Consider the following 16,265-nt stretch of genomic DNA (forward strand, 5'->3'; position numbering starts at 1 on the left):
GGACACCTACCGGCGGCTGATCAGCCTCCGATGGCCGACATCGGCCTGACCGGCTGCAGGAACGACGGGTCGTCGATGCCGTGGCCGGCGCGCTTGCCGCGGACCGCGGCGATCCAGCGCTCGGCCAGTTCCTCGTCGGTGGCGCCGTCGCGCAGCGCCGCCTTGAGGTCGGACTCCTCCCTGGCGAACAGGCAGTTGCGGATCTGGCCGTCGGCGGTCAGCCGTACCCTGTCGCAGGCTCCGCAGAACGGGCGCGTCACCGAGCCGATCACGCCCACCCGCGCCGGGCCGCCGTCGACGAGGAAGCGTTCGGCGGGCGCGCTGCCCCGCTCCTCCAGGTCGTCAGGGCACAGGTCGAAGTCGGCGGCGAGCAGGGCGAGGATCTCGTCGGCCGTGACCATGTCGGCCCGGCTCCAGCCGTGCTGGGCATCCAGCGGCATCTGCTCGATGAAGCGCAGCTCGTAGCCGCGCTCGAGGCAGAAGCGCAGCAGCGGCACGGCCTCGTGCTCGTTGACGCCGCGCATGAGCACCGTGTTGACCTTGACCGGCCGCAGCCCCGCCCGCTCGGCCGCCTCGAGACCCGCGATGACGTCCGCGAACCTGTCGCGATGGGCCAGGCGCTTGAACGTCTCGCGGTCGAGGGTGTCGAGGGAGACGTTGACCCGGTCGAGGCCCGCCTCGGCCAGCGGGGTGGCGAGCCTGGCCAGGCCGATGCCGTTCGTGGTGACGGAGATCTGCGGCCTGGGCGCCAGCGCCGAGGTGCGGGCGACGATGTCGACCAGCTCGCGACGCAGCAGCGGCTCTCCCCCCGTGTAGCGCACCTCGGTGATGCCGAGGCGTTCGACCCCGATGGTGACCAGGCGGACGATCTCGTCGGCGGTCAGCAACTGGGCGTTGGGCATCCAGTCGAGGCCTTCGGGCGGCATGCAGTAAGAGCAGCGCAGGTTGCACTTGTCCGTGAGGGACACCCGAAGGTCGGTCGCCACCCGGCCGAACGAGTCCTTCAGCACTGGGCGGTCACCTCCTAGCTCATCGAGGGGAACACGTGTTCAGCCTATTCCATGGCGCCACATGGAACCGAGCCCGCCCCGTCCGTGCGTCGGCCGTGACCCCGGGTACGGCCGGCTCGGCCATGCGGTTTCGGGCGTATCCGCACCGGTGCCGAATATCGTCGGCGGAGTGAGCGTCGGCGAAAAGATAAAATGAGTGGGATTTCCTTTCTGGTCACGCCACACTGATCAAGAACCAGTAAGGAGATTGTTCTCATGTCGCCGAACCAGCCCGCACCCAACCTGCTGTCATGGGCCAGCGAGATCGACGAAGGCGCGATCATGCAGGCCGCTCGTGCCGCTCGCCTGCCAATCGTCTCCGGCCACGTCGCTCTCATGCCGGACGCCCATGTCGGCATCGGTGCGACCGTCGGCTCGGTGATCCCCACCAAGAACGCGATCATCCCGGCGGCCGTCGGCGTGGACATCGGCTGCGGCATGGTGGCCACGGAGACGACGCTCACCGCCGCCGATCTGCCCGACACCCTGGCCGCGCTGATGCCGATGGTGGAGCGCCGCATCCCCGCCGGCGTCGGCAAGGGCCACGACGACCCGTCGGTGGACCTCGCCCTCGGCGACCTCGGCCTGCCCCACACCGACCTCGACCAGCGGCTGACCAAGAAGGTGTCCGACCAGTTCGGGACCCTCGGCTCCGGCAACCACTTCGTCGAGGTCTGCCTCGACGAGCGTGACCGGGTCTGGACGGTGCTGCACTCGGGGTCGCGCGGCATCGGCAACCAACTGGCCACGATGCACATCGTGGGCGCCAAGAAGCTGATGAAGAAGCAGGAGATCGGCCTGGAGGACCCGGACCTGGCCTACCTGGTCCAGAACACTCCGGAGTTCACCGCGTACATCGAGGACATGCTGTGGGCCCAGCGCTACGCCATGGCCTCGCGCGCCCGGATGGACAAGGTCCTGATCAACGCCCTGTTCAGGGTCGCCGGCATGGGCCAGCGGGTGCGCACGATCAACTGCCACCACAACTTCACCCAGCAGGAGACCCACTACGGCAAGTCGCTGTGGATCACCCGCAAGGGCGCCATCAAGGCCGACAGGGGCGACGAAGGCGTCATCCCCGGCTCGATGGGGACGCGCTCGTACATCGTGCGCGGCCGCGGGAACCCCGAGTCGTACAACTCCTGCTCCCACGGCGCTGGCCGCCGCATGTCGCGCACCAAGGCGAAGCGGGAGCTGTCTGCGGCGTCCCTGACGGCGGCGATGAGCGGCCGCACCTGGAACGCGGACCGGGCCGCCGCGCTGGTGGACGAGCACCCTGACGCCTACAAGTCCATCGACCAGGTGATGGCGGACCAGAAGGATCTGGTCGAGGTGCAGCACACGTTGCGGCAGATCTTCAACTACAAGGGATGACATTCCCGAACGGGACGCCCTCGCCCATTATCGCGGCGGGGGCGTCTTTTCTGCTTTCACGCTGTCGAAATCGAACTTCACGGGAAAGACGTTCTCCTCGCCATGATCACGCATCCCGAGCGCCTGGAGCGCGGGCTGGCCGAGGGCCGTCAGGTCGACACGATGCTGCTGACGCACACCCATCTGGACCCGGACATCCCGGGCAACCCTTTTACCCCGTACACCTCCCTCCGCGGGCCCCGGCCGGGTGCGCGTCGGCGGGGTTCAGGACCCGGGGGCGGCCGAGGTGACCGGTAACGCGACGGGACGGTAGGTCAGCCCGTCGCTCCACTCGACCGCCTCGGCCGGGATCGCCAGCCGCAGCGTGGGACGTTTGACCGCCAGGGCCCGGACCGCCTCGGTGAGCTCCACCCTGGCCAGCGCGGCGGCCAGGCAGCGGTGCGGGCCGTACCCGAAGGCCAGGTGCGGGTGGGGCGGCTGCGCGCCGAAGCGGTGGATGTCGAAGCGCTCCGGGTCGGGGAAGGCGCTCGGGTCGTGGTTGGCGGCGTTGAGGTTCGGCAGCACGACGGAGCCGGCCGGCAGGGTGCCGCAGGACACCTCGACGTCCTTCGTCATCCTGCGCATGAACGCGCTGGCCGGCGGCCCGTCGTAGCGCAGGATCTCCTCGGCCGCGCCGGCCGCCAGGTCCGGCCGGGCGACCAGTTCCGCCCACTGCGCGCGGTGCAGCATGAGGCGGAAGGCGCCGCGGGAGACCATCGAGGCGGTCGTCTCGTGCCCGGCGGTGATCAGCGAGAAGACCGTGTTGACCAGCTCCCCCTCGGTCAGCCGGTCCTCGTCGTCCCTGGCCTGGACGAGCAGGTCGATGAGATCGTCGCCGGGTCGCGCGCGATGCCGGGCGACCAGGTCGGCGGCGTAGGCCATGAACTCGGTGTAGGCCCGGTGGCGGGCCTGCCCGGTCGCCGTGGAGGTGGTGAGGAACATGTCCGTCCACGTCACGAACCGGTCGTAGTCGGCGTGGGGCACGCCGAGCAGCCGGCAGACGACCTGGCCGGGCAGCCGCACGGCGAAGGCGGCCACCAGGTCGAACTCCTCCCCCAGCCCGTCGAGCAGTTCTCCGGCGATCCTCGCGATCCGAGGCCGCCACGGCTCGGTGCGGCGGGGGGTGAAGGCCGCGTGCATGATCCGCCGGTAGCGGGTGTGCTCCGGCGGATCCTGGTTGATCAGCGCGTCCGGGTCGTCGTCGATGCCCATGCCGCTCACCAGCCGAGGCAGTCCCGGCAGGCGCAGGTTGCGGCTGGAGGCAGCCGACCCCAGCAGGGTGCGCACGTCCTCGTACCGCACGGCGACGGGGACCAGGTCGCCGCTGGGCATCGCGGCCGGGTCCAGCGGTCCCTCCGCGCGGCGGCGGGAAAACTCCGGCGGGGGCGTGCCCAGCGGTCCGGGCACGATGTCGGGCCAGGTCCGCTGGTGCGGGTCGGGTTCGGCGGTCATCGGATTCCCTCCGGTCCGGGCGGCGCGAAGGCGGCCCATGCGGAACGTATGCGGGGCGATGCCCACGGTCAACGGCCGAGGCGGGCCAGTTCGTCCGGCGTCAGGGTCAGGTCGGCGGCGGCCGCCGAGTCGAGGATGCTCTCCGGACGGCTGGCACCCGGGATGGGGATGACGACGGGGCTGCGGGACAGCTCCCACGCCAGGCACACCCGCTGCGGCGAGACCCCGCGCTCGGCCGCCACCTCGTTGAAGGCGGCGTGCGCGGCGCCCAGGCCGGCGGCGGCCGAGATGCCGCCGAGGGGCGACCACGGCAGGAACGCCACCCCCAGCTCGGCGCACACGTCGATCTCCGGCTCGCTGGTGCGGAAGCGGGGCGAGTACTCGTTCTGCACGCTCGCCAGCCGTCCGCCGAGGATGTCGTGGGCCTGCCTGATCTGCGCGGGGTCGGCGTTGGAGATGCCCGCCAGGCGGATCTTGCCCTCGTCGAGCAGGTCGCGCAGCGCCCCGATGCTCTCCTCGTACGGCACGGCCGGGTCGGGCCGGTGGTGCTGGTAGAGCCCGATGACCTCCACACCGAGGGCCTTCAGCGACCGCTCGCACGCCTGGCGCAGGTAGGCGCGGCTGCCGTTCAGGCCCCAGCCGTCGCCGGGCGTGCGGGTGTGGCCGCCCTTGGTGGCCACCAGGACGGCGTCGCGGTCGCCGCTCCACAACGCCAGGGCCTTGGCCACGAGCCGTTCGTTGTGGCCGAGCTCCGCGGTGGTGGGCGCGTACGCGTCGGCGGTGTCGATCAGCGTGACGCCCGCGTCGAGGGCGGCGTGGATGGTCCTGATGGAGCGCGCCTCGTCGGGCATGTGGTCGGCGACCGACATGGGCATGGCGCCCAGGCCGATGGCGCTGACGGTGACGTCGGCGATGGATCGGTTCCTCATGGGCACCATCCTCGCGGCTGGAGTTCGGTCCAGGGCAAGCGCAGGATGGTGATTCATGAGCTTCGACGTGACTCGGGTACGCGCGCTGTACCCCGCTCTCTCCGACGGGCACGCATGGCTGGACGCCGCGGCCGGCACCCAGGTGCCGCGGACGGTGATCGACGCGATCGCGGGCGCCTACCGGGCCGGCATCGGCAACGCGCACGGCGCGTTCGCCGCGAGCGCCCGCTCCGACGCGATCGTGGCCGAGGCCCGCGCCGCGGTGGCCGACCTGGTGGGCGGTGAGGCCGGCGGCGTGGTGTTCGGCGCGAACATGACCACGCTGACCTGTCGTTTCGCCGCCACGCTCGCCAGAACCTGGGCCGAGGGCGACGAGGTGGTCGTCTCCCGGCTCGACCACGACGCCAACGTGCGCCCGTGGGTGCAGGCGGCCGAGCGCGCGGGCGCCGTGGTGAGGTACGCGGACATCGTGGTGCCGTCGGGCGAGCTGCCCGCCGAGCAGTACCGGCGGCTGGTCACCGAGCGGACCAGGCTGGTGGCGGTGACGGCGGCCAGCAACGTGCTCGGCACGATCCCGGACGTGGCCGAGATCGCCGCCGTCGCCCACGGCGCGGGCGCGCTGGTCTACGTGGACGGCGTGCACGCCACCCCGCACGGTCCCGTCGACATGGCGGCTCTCGGCGCCGACTTCTACGCCACCAGCGCCTACAAGTGGTGTGGCCCCCACGTCGGCGCGGTGGTCGCCGCCCCGACGCTGCTCGACTCGCTACGGCCGGACAAGCTCGCCTGCTCGCCCGACGAGGTGCCCGCCAGGTTCGAGACGGGCACGCTGCCCTTCGCCGACCTGGCGGGCGTGCGCGCGGCCGTGGAGCACCTGGCCGCCCTCGACCCTGACGCCGCAGGCCCGCGCAGAGCACGGATCCTCGCCTCGATGTCGGCCGTCGCCGCCTACGAGCAGGCCGAGCTCGCCCACCTGCTCAAGGGCCTGGCCGCGCTGCCCCTGGTACGGCTGGTCGGCGCCCCGCGGCGGCGCACCGCCACCGCCTACTTCACCGTGGCGGGCCACTCACCGCGCCGGGTGGCCGAGCACCTGGCCGCGCGGAAGGTCAACGTGTGGGACGGCCACTGTTACGCGTGGGAGCCCACGAAGGCGCTGGGCATCAGGGACACCGGGTCGGCGGTGCGGGCGGGGCTGGTCCACTACAACGACCGGGCGGAGATCGACCGGCTGCTGGAGGCCCTGGACGAGCTGTCCCGCCCGTGACAGCGGGAGTGGGAGGGACCTCACCGGCGAGGACACCTGACCGGGAGGGACTCCGCGGGAAAGACAAGAGCCCCGGCCGGGGCCGGGGCTCTTGCGATCACCGGCTAGTGGCCGACGACCTTCACCCAGTCGGTGGCCTCGGCCGGCTCGAGGTACCAGGCGCCCTCGAACACCGCGCGCCACGTGCCCGAGGTCCAGGCGCGCTCGCGCGTGTAGAAGTAGCCGTCGCGCCCGGTCCTGACCGTGTCGACGTGCTCCCAGCGGCCGGAGCCGTCCGGCCTGAACAGGATCTCGATGTTCTTGCCGCCCAGCCGCTTCCAGCCGCCCGCCTGCTTGCAGTGGTCGGCGTGGCGGACCACGACGAAGCCGTCGATGTAGTCCTCCTCGCACTCGACCGAGAGCTTGCCCTCGATCGAGATGCCGCGGCCCTTCCACGCGGGCTCAGGACCGACGTCGAGCGACAGCCTGGTGTGGCCGCCGTCCCAGTCGGGGTCGCGGTCGTAGCCGGGATCGGCGAGCGCGGTGCCCGTGGTCGCGAGCACCGAGGCGCCGAGCGCGGCGGCCACCGCGCCGGCGGCGAGTCGTCGCATCATCTGAACTTCCTCTCCCCGTTGAAGACGCGCTCGGGACGGAGTGCGTCAACACCACCGACGAGTCAAGGTAAAGAAAAGTTGCAGTAAAGAAGCTAACGATCGGGTAACGCCGGCTCAGCGCTGAGTTCTGGCCTGCTCGGCCGCGTAGGTGTCGGTTCCCCCGTAGCGGACCCGCCACATGCCGCGCTCCCGGCCCGGCAGGCGCCGGTCGAAGCGTCCGGTCTCGCCGGTGGTCACGACTCCGACGGGACGCCAGTCGGCGTCGGCGTCCTGGCGGTAGAGGATCTCCAGCCGCTGCCTGGCGAACGGCGCGAAGTCCGAGACGCCGCTGGGGTCGACCCGGTGCAGCGACCCGCTCAGCCGTACGCCCCGCGCCGGGCCCGCGTCGCTCACGCGCACCGAGCTGAGCTTGGTCTCGCGGCGCAGGTTGAAGGTGGCGTAGGCGGTGACGCTGGTGCCGTCGTCCGCCGTGGCGGTGGCCGTGATGGTCCAGGCGCCCGCGGGATAGAAGCGGTTCAGGGGCTGCGTGGGCAGGAAGCGCCAGGTCTCCCACCTCCCGTCACGGTCGACGGGCTCTCCGTCCGGACCGGCGGACGGCGCGGGCTCCTGCTCCGGCGCCGGCTCGGACGAGGGGTCCGGCGCCCCCGCGAGGTCACCCGCGGACCCACTCGTGGAATCGGTCGCGGTGTCGGTCGCCGGGTCGGCTGCGGCGTCGGTCGCGGGGTCCACTGCGGCGTCGGTTGTGGCGTCGGCGGCTACGGAGTCGGCCGTGGAGTCTGCTGCGGGCTCGACCGTGGAATCGGCTGCGGCGTCGGCCGCAGGATCAGCCGCAGAATCAGCCGCGGCGTCGGTCGTGGAGTCGGCCGTGGAGTCGGTCGCGGCCGAGGGCTCGAACCAGGGCTCTCCCGGGTGCGGGGGTGGCGGCTCGCCCGGCCAGGAGATCGCCCCTCCTATCACGCCCTCCGTGGACGGGCGCTTCGCGCGCGGGAATTGGACGCGGCCCTCGCCCCCCTCGTCGGCGGGCGGTGGCGCCACGGGGGGCTTCGGTACCGCGAACGCGGGAGAGACCTCCTCCGGCGACAGGACACCTGCCGCGGGCTGGTGGACGTTCAGGGGTACCAGCGCCAGCCTCGCCACCGGCGCCTGGGACACGGGGCCGGGGAGCCTGCCGCCCCCGACGGGCTTGCGGCCGAGTACCGGGCCCGGCGGAGCGCCCGGCTCGACCTTGATGGTCACGCCGTTCTCCTCGGCTCCGCTGGCCACGACGTCGATCACCAGCTTCACCGAGCCGTGCGGACCCACCACGGGGTCGCCGGGACGGATCGTGATTTCCTTGATCGCGAGGGGGGCGGGCGCCTCGACCAGAGCGGGACCGGTCAGTGTCCCCGCCACCAGCGATGTGAGCAGGACTGTCTTGGTCATGAGTTGGACGGTAGGAACCGCCCGGCAATGCCCAGGGGCGAGACACACGCCCCTGTTGGCAAAGGTGTCACCCGGAGTAGAGGCCCTCGATCACTTCGGCGTACTTCGCGTGGATCACCCTGCGCTTGAGCTTGAGGCTCGGGGTCAGCTCGGCGGTCTCGGCCGTCCACTCGTCAGGCAGCAGCGCCCACTTCTTGACCTGCTGCACCCTGGCCAGCTTCGCGTTGGCCGCCTCGACGGCCGTCTCGACCGTCTTGACCACGTCGGGGTGCTCGGCCAGCTCGGCCAGCGTGGTGAACGCGATGCCCTGGGCCTGCGCCCAGCCGGGGGCCACCTCGCCGTCGAGGGTGAGGACGGCCACGGGGTAGGGCCGGTTGTCGCCGTAGGCGAGCGCCTGGCCGATGAGCGGGTGCTCCTTGAGGTGGTTCTCGATCGCGGCGGGCGAGATGTTCTCGCCGCCGGCGGTGATGATGAGCTCCTTCTTGCGGTCGACCACCCGGTAGAAGCCGTCGTCGTCGACGGTGCCGATGTCGCCGGTGTGCAGCCAGCCGTCCTCGTCGATCAGCTCCTCGGCCGCCCTGCCGAGGTAGCCGCCGGTGTTGAGCGGGCTGCGGGTGAGGATCTCGCCGTCCTCGGCGACCCGCACCTCGACGCCCGGCTCGGGCCTGCCGACGGTGCCCAGCTTGTAGCAGGCGGGACTGTTGGCGGTGAAGGCGCCGGTGGTCTCGGTCATGCCGTACACGTCGATGACGCGCAGACCGAGCCCGGCGAAGAAGCCCTGCACGTCGTCGGGCAGGGGGGCCGCGCCGGTGGCGGTCCACTCGGCGCGGTCGAAGCCGATCATGCCGCGGACGACCGACAGTAACGCGGCGTCGGCGGCCTCGAAGGCGGCCTGGATCTCGGGGGTGACGGCGCGGCCGTACTGGCCGGCCTCGATGTAGGCGCGGCCCGCGGCCATGGCCTGGCGTGCCTTCTGCTGCTGCTCCTCGGGCTGGGTGGCCAGCAGGGCCTGGAGCTTGGCCATCATCTTCTCCCACACCCGTGGCACCCCGAAGAACATCATCGGCCGCACCTGGCCGAGCGTGGCGCCGAGGGCGGCCAGGTCGGTGCAGAAGTGCACGTGGGAGACCTTGGTCAGGGGCAGGTAGAGGCTGAGGACGCGCTCGGCGATGTGGGCGTAGGTGAGGTAGGAGATCTGGGTGCCCTGAAGGGGCAGGGCGGTCATGCGGTCGGTGGCGGCGCACTCGTAGAAGACGTTGGCGTGGGTGAGCGGCACGCCCTTGGGCATGCCGGTGGTGCCGGAGGTGTACAGGACGGTGAGCACGTCGTCGGCGCCGACCGCCTGCCAGCGGGCCTCGACGGCCGCGGGGTCGACGGCGAGCCTGGCCCGGCCGAGCTCGAGGAAGTCGTCCCAGCTCAGGAAGCGGTCGGTGGAGGGCGTGCCGTCCAGCAGGATGATCCTGCGCAGGTCCGGCAGCCGGTCGAGGACGGGCTCCCAGCGGGCCAGGTCGGCGGGGCCGCCGAGGACGGCGTACCTGGCGCCCACGTTGTCGGCGACGAAGGCGATCTGGTCGGGGGCGAAGGTCGAGTAGACCGAGCAGGACGTGCCGCCCGCGTGGACCGCGCCGAGGTCGGCCAGCACATGCTCGCTGCGGTTGACCATCATCAGCGCCACCGCGTCGCCTGGCTCCATGCCGAGCGCGAGGAAGCCGGCGGCGATCTCGAGGACCCGCTGCCTGGCCTGGCCGTAGGTGAGCGTGCTCCAGCCGCCCTCGACGGGGTCGGAGTAGGCGGGTGAGTCCGGGTACCGCTCGGCGATCTGCTTGAGCTGCTCACATACCGTACGGCCGGCGATCTCCCGAAGGATCTCGGCCTGTACCTCAAGGACATCGGCCATGACGCGCGCCCTCCATGTCAGTGCCCACTTGCATGAGTGGCATGCATCGCATCACACGGCGTTACCCACCGACAAGACCTGGGCAGGGGACAAGAACGCGTCATCACCACCAGTTGTCGATCACATGCGCCGCGTCATCGGGGGGACGGGATGAGGACGGCAGACAAGACCTTTTTCGGACATCCGTGGGGCTTGGCCACGCTGTTCGGCACCGAGATGTGGGAGCGCTTCAGCTTCTACGGCATGCGCGCCATCCTGGCCGCCTTCCTCATGGCCCCGCCCATCCGCAACGGCCTCGGCCTGCCCGAGGCCACGGCGTTCGCGATCCTCGGCGTCTACCAGGGCATGGTGTACCTGACCGCGCTGCCCGGTGGCTGGGTGGCCGACCGGGTGCTCGGCGCGCGCAGGGCCGTGCTGCTGGGCGGCGTCATCATCATGTGCGGCCACATCAGCATGGCCCTGCCGGTGAAGGGCCCCTTCTTCGTCTATCTCGGCCTGCTGCTCATCGTCTCCGGCACCGGCCTGCTCAAGCCGAACGTCTCCGGCATGGTCGGCTACCTCTACCGGGAGGACGAGGACGCCCGCCGCGACTCGGGCTTCTCGCTGTTCTACATGGGCATCAACATCGGCGCGCTGGCGGGCATCAGCCTCACCCCCGTCCTGGCCGGCGACTCCCACTGGCACCTGGCCTTCGGCGCGGCCGCGGTCGGCATGGCCTTCGGCCTGACCTGGTACGTCCTGGGCAAGCGGAGCCTGCACGGCGCGGGCGAGCGGGTGCCGCAGCCGCTGACGCCGGCCGAGCGGCGGGTGGCCGTCAGGTGGGTGCTGGCCGCCGTCGCCGCGCTCGCCGTCATCGCCGCGCTGCTGAGCGCGGCGGGCCTGTTCACCGAGGACGGCATCACCTGGACGGTGACCGCGATCATCGCGTTGGTCACGATCTTCTACCTCAGCTACATCATCCACGGCGGCCACGGCATCACCCCGCTGGAGCGGCGCAGGTTCGGCGCCTACATCTGGCTGTTCTGCGCCGCCGTCATCTTCTGGATGATCTTCGACCTGGCCCCCGGGCCGGTGACCAACTTCGCCATGAAGAGCGTGGACCTGGAGTTCTTCGGGTTCACGATTCCCGCGGGCTGGACCCAGAACCTCAACTCGCTGTTCGTGATCGTCTTCTCACCGATCTTCGCGGCGCTCTGGCTGACCCGATGGGGAAGCAGGGTGAGCAGCCCGATGAAGTTCACCTTCGCCCTGTTCATGGCGGGCCTGAGCTTCGTGGTGCTCGCCTCGGCCGCCACCGTCGCCGCCACCGGGATCAAGGTCTCCATCCTGTGGCTGGTCGTCATGTACCTCATGCAGACGATCGGCGAGCTGACGCTAAGCCCGGTGGGCCTGTCGGTGTCCACCAAACTCGCCCCCCACCACTTCAAGGGCCAGATCCTCGGCGTGTGGTTCCTGGCGGCCGCGCTCGGCGACGCCATCGGCGGCCAGACCTACCGGCTGACCGCCTTCCTGACGCTCCCGCAGTACTACCTGGTGCTGGGCGGCATCGCCCTGGCCGCCGGCCTGTTCCTGCTGATGTTCGTGGGCAGGCTGAAGGCGTTGATGGGTGACGAGGACGTGGCACCGGGGCAGGCACTGACACACTGACCTTTGTGTCTGAACTGCTCGATCTCGCCGGAATCTTTGTCTTCGCCCTGTCCGGCGCGCTCATGGGCGTCCGCAAGCGCCTCGACGTCGTCGGCATGGCGGTGCTGGCGTCGATGACCGCACTGGGCGGCGGGATCATGCGCGACCTGATCCTCAACGTCCCGCCCGCCGCCTTCCAGAGTCTCGGGTACGTGCTGGTGCCCATCGCCGCGACCGTGATCGTCTTCTTCTGGCATCCGCAGGTCACCCGGATCATGCCGGTCCTGCTGGTGCTCGACGCGGCGGGCCTCGGCCTGTTCTGCGCCGTCGGCACGGAGAAGGCGCTGCTGTACGACCTGTCGCCGCTGCACGCGACCCTGCTCGGCGTCACCACCGCCGTCGGCGGGGGCGTGCTGCGCGACATGCTGGCCGGCGAGATCCCCACCCTGCTCTACGACCGCCAGCTGTACGCCGTGCCCGCGACGCTCGGCTCGGCCGTGATGGCCGCGCTGTTCGAGCTCGACCTGCACGGCTGGCCCGCCGTGCTGGCCTCCGCCGTACTGGCCTTCGGGCTGCGGATGCTGGCCATGAAGTACGGCTGGCGGGCGCCGCTGGCCAGCGGCGTCAAACCATCCGAATGAGCGGGTCCCTCGGACGGGCGCCGACCGGTCCCCTGGCCCTGGCCGTCGCCAGCCTGGCGACCGCCTCGGTGATCACCTGCGGCGGCTGGGTGTACGGCAGGCGCAGGTAGCCCTCGAGGGTGCCGCTCACGCCGAACCACGGGCCGGGCGCGAGCCTGACCCCGTGGCAGGCGGCGCTCTCGGCCAGCGGGGTGGCGCCCTCGCCGGCCAGCCGTACCCACAGGGTGCCGCCGCCGCGCGGCACGGTGAAGCTCCACTCGGGCAGATGCTCGCGCAGCGCGGTGACCAGCGCCGCGCGGGAGGCGCCGAGCGAGCGGCGGCGCTCGGCGCGGGCCTCCTCGATGCGGTCGAACAGCCGGGCGACGATGAGCTGCTCGAGGACGGGGCTGGCGATGTCGACGGCCGCGCGGTGCACGGCCAGGCCGCGCGCCAGGGCCGCGCTGGCGCGGATCCAGCCGATGCGCAGCCCGCCCCACCACAGCTTGGACGCGGAGCCGATGGTGATCACCCTGCTGTCGGTGTCGAAGGCGGCCATCGGCGCGGCTCTCGGCACCTCGTCGACCGCCAGCTCCGCCCATGTCTCGTCGACCAGCAGTGTGGTGTCCATACGCCTGGCGTGGCCGACGACGGCGGCACGGGTGGCGTCGTCCATGAGCGCGCCCGTCGGGTTGTGGAAGTCGGGCATGAGGTAGGCCAGCCGGGCCGCTGACTGCCGCATGGCGCCTGCCAGCAGGTCCACCTGCCAGCCCTCGGCCGAGACGCCGACGGGCACGATGCGGGCCGACCTGTGGCGGGCGGCGTCGATGGCGTGCGGGTAGGTGGGCGACTCGACCACGACCGGGTCGCCGGCACCGACCAGCAGGCTCATGACGAGCTGGAGGGCGTGCTGGGAGCCGGTCGTCACCAGGATCTGCTCGGGGCGGGTGGCCAGGCCGCGGGCGGTGTAGTGGGCGGCGATGCGCTCACGCAGCTCGGGCAGGCCCATCGGGTCGTAGCCGGTGCCCATGCCGTACCTGGGCAGGTCCTGGACGGCCTCGGCGACGGCCTCCGGCAGCAGCGTGGTGGCGGCGGGGGCGGCGCAGTGCAGCTGGAGCAGGCCGTCGTCGTCCACCGACAGCCAGGGGTTGTCGGCGCACACCGAGGGGTCGGGCAGCGCCGTCCAGCTGCCCGCGCCCTGGCGGCTGTCGAGGTAGCCCTGCTCGCGCAGCAGGTCGTAGGCGGCGGTCACGGTGGTACGGCTGACGCCGAGCTCCTGGGCCAGGTGCCGTTCGGCGGGCATCCGCATCCGCACCGGCACCCTGCCGTCCCGCACCAGGGCGCGCACCTCCTGGGCCAGCGCCCGGTAGTACGGCCGGGCCGACCGGTCGGCGTCGAGGAGGCGTCCGAGCTGATGGGCGGACAGGTGGCGATCCGACATAAGGCCACTTTCGCCGATTGGCCCTTTTGGCGCAAGCCATTGGCCTTGGAGGATAGCGGCCATTATGAGCGAGATATCCGTACCGTCCCTTGGCTCTCTTCCGTCCCGCCTGGTCCGCCTCTACGGCGGCCTGGCCCTGTACGGCATCGGCATCGGCCTGCAGGTCGAGTCGAACCTCGGCAACGACCCCTGGGACGTCTTCCACGAGGGCCTGGCGATCAGGACCGGCCTGACCATCGGCACCTGGATCATCGCGGTCGGCGCGCTGGTCATGCTGCTGTGGATCCCGCTGCGGCAGAAGCCCGGCATCGGCACGATCAGCAACATCGTCTTCCTGGGCCTGTTCGCCGACGCGGCGATGTTCGTGCTGCCGGCACCCGGCCACTGGGCCCTGGCGTGGACCTACCTGCTGGTGGCGATCGTGGCCGTCGCGCTGGCGACCGTCCTGTACATCGGCGCGGGGATGGGCCCGGGGCCGCGCGACGGCATCATGACCGGCCTGATCAGGCTCGGCCTGTCGGTCCGGCTGTCCCGCTTCCTCATCGAGATCACCGTCGTGGCCGTCGGCTGGCTGCTCGGCGGGACCGTCGGCATCGGCACGCTGCTCTTCGCCGTGGCGATCGGCCCGATCACGCAGTTGTTCACCCGGCGCTTCCCGCTGCCGTCCTGAGCACAAAGCGGGCCGGCACCACGAAATCCACCTGTCCGCCCATGCCTGGCGGTCAAGGTCGCTGTACCGTCGGGTTCATGCGGATCGAGGACTACGCCCTCATCGGAGACATGCAGTCGGCGGCGCTGGTGGCTCGCGACGGGTCGATCGACTGGCTCTGCCTGCCCAGGTTCGACTCGCCGGCCTGCTTCGCGGCGCTGCTCGGCAAGGAGAGCAACGGGCACTGGTGGCTCGGACCCACCGGCCGGCCGGCGGCCGACCGGCGCCGCTACCGGGGCGAGACCCTGATCCTGGAATCGGAGTACGACACCCCCACCGGCACCGTCAGGGTGATCGACTTCATGCCGCCCCGCGACCGCAACCCCGACGTGGTGCGCATCGTCGAGGGTGTGTCCGGCACGGTGGAGATGTCCACCCAGATCAGGATCCGCTTCGACTACGGGAGGATCGTCCCGTGGGTGCGCCGCAGCGACGGCCACCTGCAGGCGATCGGCGGCCCCGACTCCATCTGGCTGCACTCCCCCGTCCCGCTCAAGGGCGGCGACTACGCCCACCGCGCCACCTTCCACGTCAAGGAAGGCGAGCGGCACGCCTTCGTCTTCACCTGGCACCCCTCCCACCAGCCGATGCCGCGGCTGATCTCGGCCGACGAGCACCTCACGCAGACCGAGGAGCTGTGGGCCGAGTGGGTGAGCCAGTGCACCTACAAGGGCCCGTGGCGCGACGCCGTGATCCGCTCGCTCATCACCCTCAAGGCGCTGACCTACGACCCCACCGGCGGCATCGTCGCCGCCCCCACCACCTCGCTGCCCGAGGACCTGGGCGGCGTGCGCAACTGGGACTACCGCTACTGCTGGCTGCGCGACGCCACCATGACGCTCGACGCGCTCATCGGCTCCGGGTACCTCGACGAGGCGGCCTCCTGGCGGGCCTGGCTGCTGCGGGCCATCGCGGGCAGGCCGCAGGACCTGCAGATCATGTACGGCGTGGCGGGCGAGCGCCGCCTGCCCGAGATGGAGCTCGGCTGGCTCGACGGCTACGAGGACTCCCGCCCGGTGCGCATCGGCAACGGCGCGGTCAACCAGCTGCAGCTCGACGTCTACGGCGAGGTGCTCAACTGCCTCTACCACTCGCGCACCTCGGGCCTGGCCCCCAGCGACAGGGCGTGGTCCATCCAGCGGGAGCTGCTCGACTACGTCGAGGAGCACTGGGACGAGCCCGACGAGGGCCTGTGGGAGGTGCGCGGCCCGCGCCGGCACTTCACGCACTCCAAGGTGATGTGCTGGGTGGCGATGGACCGGGCGATCAAGCAGGTGGAGAACTTCGGCCGCACCGGCCCCGTCGAGCGGTGGCGCGAGGTGCGACAGCGCATCCACGACGAGATCTGCTCCAAGGGTTACGACCCGGTCCGCAACACCTTCACCCAGTCCTACGGCTCCGTCGAGGTCGACGCGTCGCTGCTGCTGATCCCGGTCGTCGGCTTCCTGCCGGTCGACGACCCCAGGGTGAGCGGCACGGTGAGCGCGATCGAGCGGGAACTGCTGACGGACGGGTTCGTGCTGCGCTACCCGGTCGCCGCCGACAACGACATCGACGGCCTGCCGGGCGGCGAGGGCGCGTTCCTGGCGTGCAGCTTCTGGCTGGTGGAGGTCATGGCCATGCAGGGCCGTACCGAGGAGGCGCGCGAGTTGTTCGAACGGCTGCTGACCCTGCGCAACGACGTGGGGCTGCTGGCCGAGGAGTACGACCCGCGCTACGGCCGCCTGGTCGGCAACTTCCCCCAGGCCTTCTCCCACGTGCCCCTCGTCCACGCGGCCCGCGCCCTGTCGTAGCCCGTCCTGGGCTTGCCTGGGGCCGTCCTGAGGCCCGTTCTGGGTGCTGCCGGGCGCGCT

General features: G+C 71.3%; 14 protein-coding genes. 6 read left to right on the top strand and 8 right to left on the bottom strand.

Going from position 1 to position 16,265, the window contains the following annotated elements:
• Window positions 1-20: 20 nt before the first annotated feature.
• Window positions 21-1,010, bottom strand: coding sequence for a GTP 3',8-cyclase MoaA (moaA, locus tag ACWDLG_RS28430; RefSeq protein WP_449925547.1), 990 nt, complete (start codon window positions 1,008-1,010; stop codon window positions 21-23).
• A 255-nt stretch (window positions 1,011-1,265) separates the two neighbouring features.
• On the opposite strand from moaA, the gene ACWDLG_RS28435 reads away from it, so the two are divergent.
• Entirely contained in the window at window positions 1,266-2,423 is a 1,158-nt protein-coding gene (locus ACWDLG_RS28435) for an RtcB family protein (RefSeq protein WP_449925550.1), read from the top strand.
• A gap of 27 nt (window positions 2,424-2,450) precedes the next feature.
• Here the strand turns inward: ACWDLG_RS28435 and ACWDLG_RS28440 are convergent, their stop codons facing one another.
• From ACWDLG_RS28440 to ACWDLG_RS28450, 3 genes are all read right to left on the bottom strand, one after another.
• Window positions 2,451-2,606, bottom strand: coding sequence for a hypothetical protein (locus tag ACWDLG_RS28440; RefSeq protein WP_449925552.1), 156 nt, complete (start codon window positions 2,604-2,606; stop codon window positions 2,451-2,453).
• Window positions 2,607-2,687: 81 nt separating this feature from the next.
• Window positions 2,688-3,914, bottom strand: a complete 1,227-nt coding sequence (locus ACWDLG_RS28445; RefSeq protein WP_449925555.1) for a cytochrome P450 — start codon at window positions 3,912-3,914, stop codon at window positions 2,688-2,690.
• Window positions 3,915-3,982: 68 nt separating this feature from the next.
• Window positions 3,983-4,843, bottom strand: coding sequence for an aldo/keto reductase (locus ACWDLG_RS28450; RefSeq protein WP_449925558.1), 861 nt, complete (start codon window positions 4,841-4,843; stop codon window positions 3,983-3,985).
• Between the two features lie 55 nt (window positions 4,844-4,898).
• On the opposite strand from ACWDLG_RS28450, the gene ACWDLG_RS28455 reads away from it, so the two are divergent.
• Window positions 4,899-6,107, top strand: coding sequence for a cysteine desulfurase-like protein (locus tag ACWDLG_RS28455; protein WP_449925561.1), 1,209 nt, complete (start codon window positions 4,899-4,901; stop codon window positions 6,105-6,107).
• 104 nt (window positions 6,108-6,211) lie between these two features.
• On the opposite strand, the gene ACWDLG_RS28460 is transcribed toward ACWDLG_RS28455, so the two are convergent.
• The 3 genes from ACWDLG_RS28460 to ACWDLG_RS28470 form a co-directional block, all read right to left on the bottom strand.
• On the bottom strand, window positions 6,212-6,700 hold the full coding sequence (locus tag ACWDLG_RS28460) for a hypothetical protein (RefSeq protein WP_354907055.1): 489 nt from the start codon (window positions 6,698-6,700) through the stop codon (window positions 6,212-6,214).
• Window positions 6,701-6,814: 114 nt separating this feature from the next.
• The gene (locus tag ACWDLG_RS28465) at window positions 6,815-8,122 is read right to left on the bottom strand and encodes a hypothetical protein (RefSeq protein ID WP_449925564.1); all 1,308 of its coding nucleotides are present in this window, start codon (window positions 8,120-8,122) and stop codon (window positions 6,815-6,817) included.
• A 67-nt stretch (window positions 8,123-8,189) separates the two neighbouring features.
• Complete coding sequence (locus tag ACWDLG_RS28470; protein ID WP_449925567.1) at window positions 8,190-10,019, bottom strand: AMP-dependent synthetase/ligase; 1,830 nt, start codon at window positions 10,017-10,019, stop codon at window positions 8,190-8,192.
• Between the two features lie 150 nt (window positions 10,020-10,169).
• On the opposite strand from ACWDLG_RS28470, the gene ACWDLG_RS28475 reads away from it, so the two are divergent.
• Both ACWDLG_RS28475 and ACWDLG_RS28480 read left to right on the top strand, forming a co-directional pair.
• The gene (locus ACWDLG_RS28475; protein ID WP_449925570.1) at window positions 10,170-11,666 is read left to right on the top strand and encodes a peptide MFS transporter; all 1,497 of its coding nucleotides are present in this window, start codon (window positions 10,170-10,172) and stop codon (window positions 11,664-11,666) included.
• A 5-nt stretch (window positions 11,667-11,671) separates the two neighbouring features.
• The gene (locus ACWDLG_RS28480; RefSeq protein WP_354907059.1) at window positions 11,672-12,286 is read left to right on the top strand and encodes a trimeric intracellular cation channel family protein; all 615 of its coding nucleotides are present in this window, start codon (window positions 11,672-11,674) and stop codon (window positions 12,284-12,286) included.
• Here ACWDLG_RS28480 and yczR read toward each other — a convergent pair.
• Entirely contained in the window at window positions 12,270-13,703 is a 1,434-nt protein-coding gene (yczR, locus tag ACWDLG_RS28485) for a MocR-like transcription factor YczR (protein WP_449925573.1), read from the bottom strand. The genes ACWDLG_RS28480 and yczR overlap by 17 nt on opposite strands.
• Before the next feature lie 64 nt (window positions 13,704-13,767).
• On the opposite strand from yczR, the gene yczE reads away from it, so the two are divergent.
• Together yczE and ACWDLG_RS28495 are read left to right on the top strand one after the other, a co-directional pair.
• Window positions 13,768-14,373, top strand: coding sequence for a membrane protein YczE (gene yczE / locus ACWDLG_RS28490; protein WP_449925575.1), 606 nt, complete (start codon window positions 13,768-13,770; stop codon window positions 14,371-14,373).
• 77 nt (window positions 14,374-14,450) lie between these two features.
• On the top strand, window positions 14,451-16,205 hold the full coding sequence (locus tag ACWDLG_RS28495; RefSeq protein WP_449925578.1) for a glycoside hydrolase family 15 protein: 1,755 nt from the start codon (window positions 14,451-14,453) through the stop codon (window positions 16,203-16,205).
• The last annotated feature ends 60 nt before the right edge of the window (window positions 16,206-16,265 follow it).

The sequence above is a fragment of the Nonomuraea sp. NPDC003727 genome, assembly GCF_053586935.1.

Coding starts and splice junctions, on each gene's coding strand:
- ACWDLG_RS28435 (WP_449925550.1), top strand. CDS start 1,266: ATGTCGCCGAACCAGCCCGCACCCAACCTGCTGTCATGGGCCAGCGAG.
- ACWDLG_RS28440 (WP_449925552.1), bottom strand. CDS start 2,606: ATGGGTGTGCGTCAGCAGCATCGTGTCGACCTGACGGCCCTCGGCCAG.
- ACWDLG_RS28445 (WP_449925555.1), bottom strand. CDS start 3,914: ATGACCGCCGAACCCGACCCGCACCAGCGGACCTGGCCCGACATCGTG.
- ACWDLG_RS28450 (WP_449925558.1), bottom strand. CDS start 4,843: ATGAGGAACCGATCCATCGCCGACGTCACCGTCAGCGCCATCGGCCTG.
- ACWDLG_RS28455 (WP_449925561.1), top strand. CDS start 4,899: ATGAGCTTCGACGTGACTCGGGTACGCGCGCTGTACCCCGCTCTCTCC.
- ACWDLG_RS28460 (WP_354907055.1), bottom strand. CDS start 6,700: ATGATGCGACGACTCGCCGCCGGCGCGGTGGCCGCCGCGCTCGGCGCC.
- ACWDLG_RS28465 (WP_449925564.1), bottom strand. CDS start 8,122: ATGACCAAGACAGTCCTGCTCACATCGCTGGTGGCGGGGACACTGACC.
- ACWDLG_RS28470 (WP_449925567.1), bottom strand. CDS start 10,019: ATGGCCGATGTCCTTGAGGTACAGGCCGAGATCCTTCGGGAGATCGCC.
- ACWDLG_RS28475 (WP_449925570.1), top strand. CDS start 10,170: ATGAGGACGGCAGACAAGACCTTTTTCGGACATCCGTGGGGCTTGGCC.
- yczR (WP_449925573.1), bottom strand. CDS start 13,703: ATGTCGGATCGCCACCTGTCCGCCCATCAGCTCGGACGCCTCCTCGAC.
- yczE (WP_449925575.1), top strand. CDS start 13,768: ATGAGCGAGATATCCGTACCGTCCCTTGGCTCTCTTCCGTCCCGCCTG.
- ACWDLG_RS28495 (WP_449925578.1), top strand. CDS start 14,451: ATGCGGATCGAGGACTACGCCCTCATCGGAGACATGCAGTCGGCGGCG.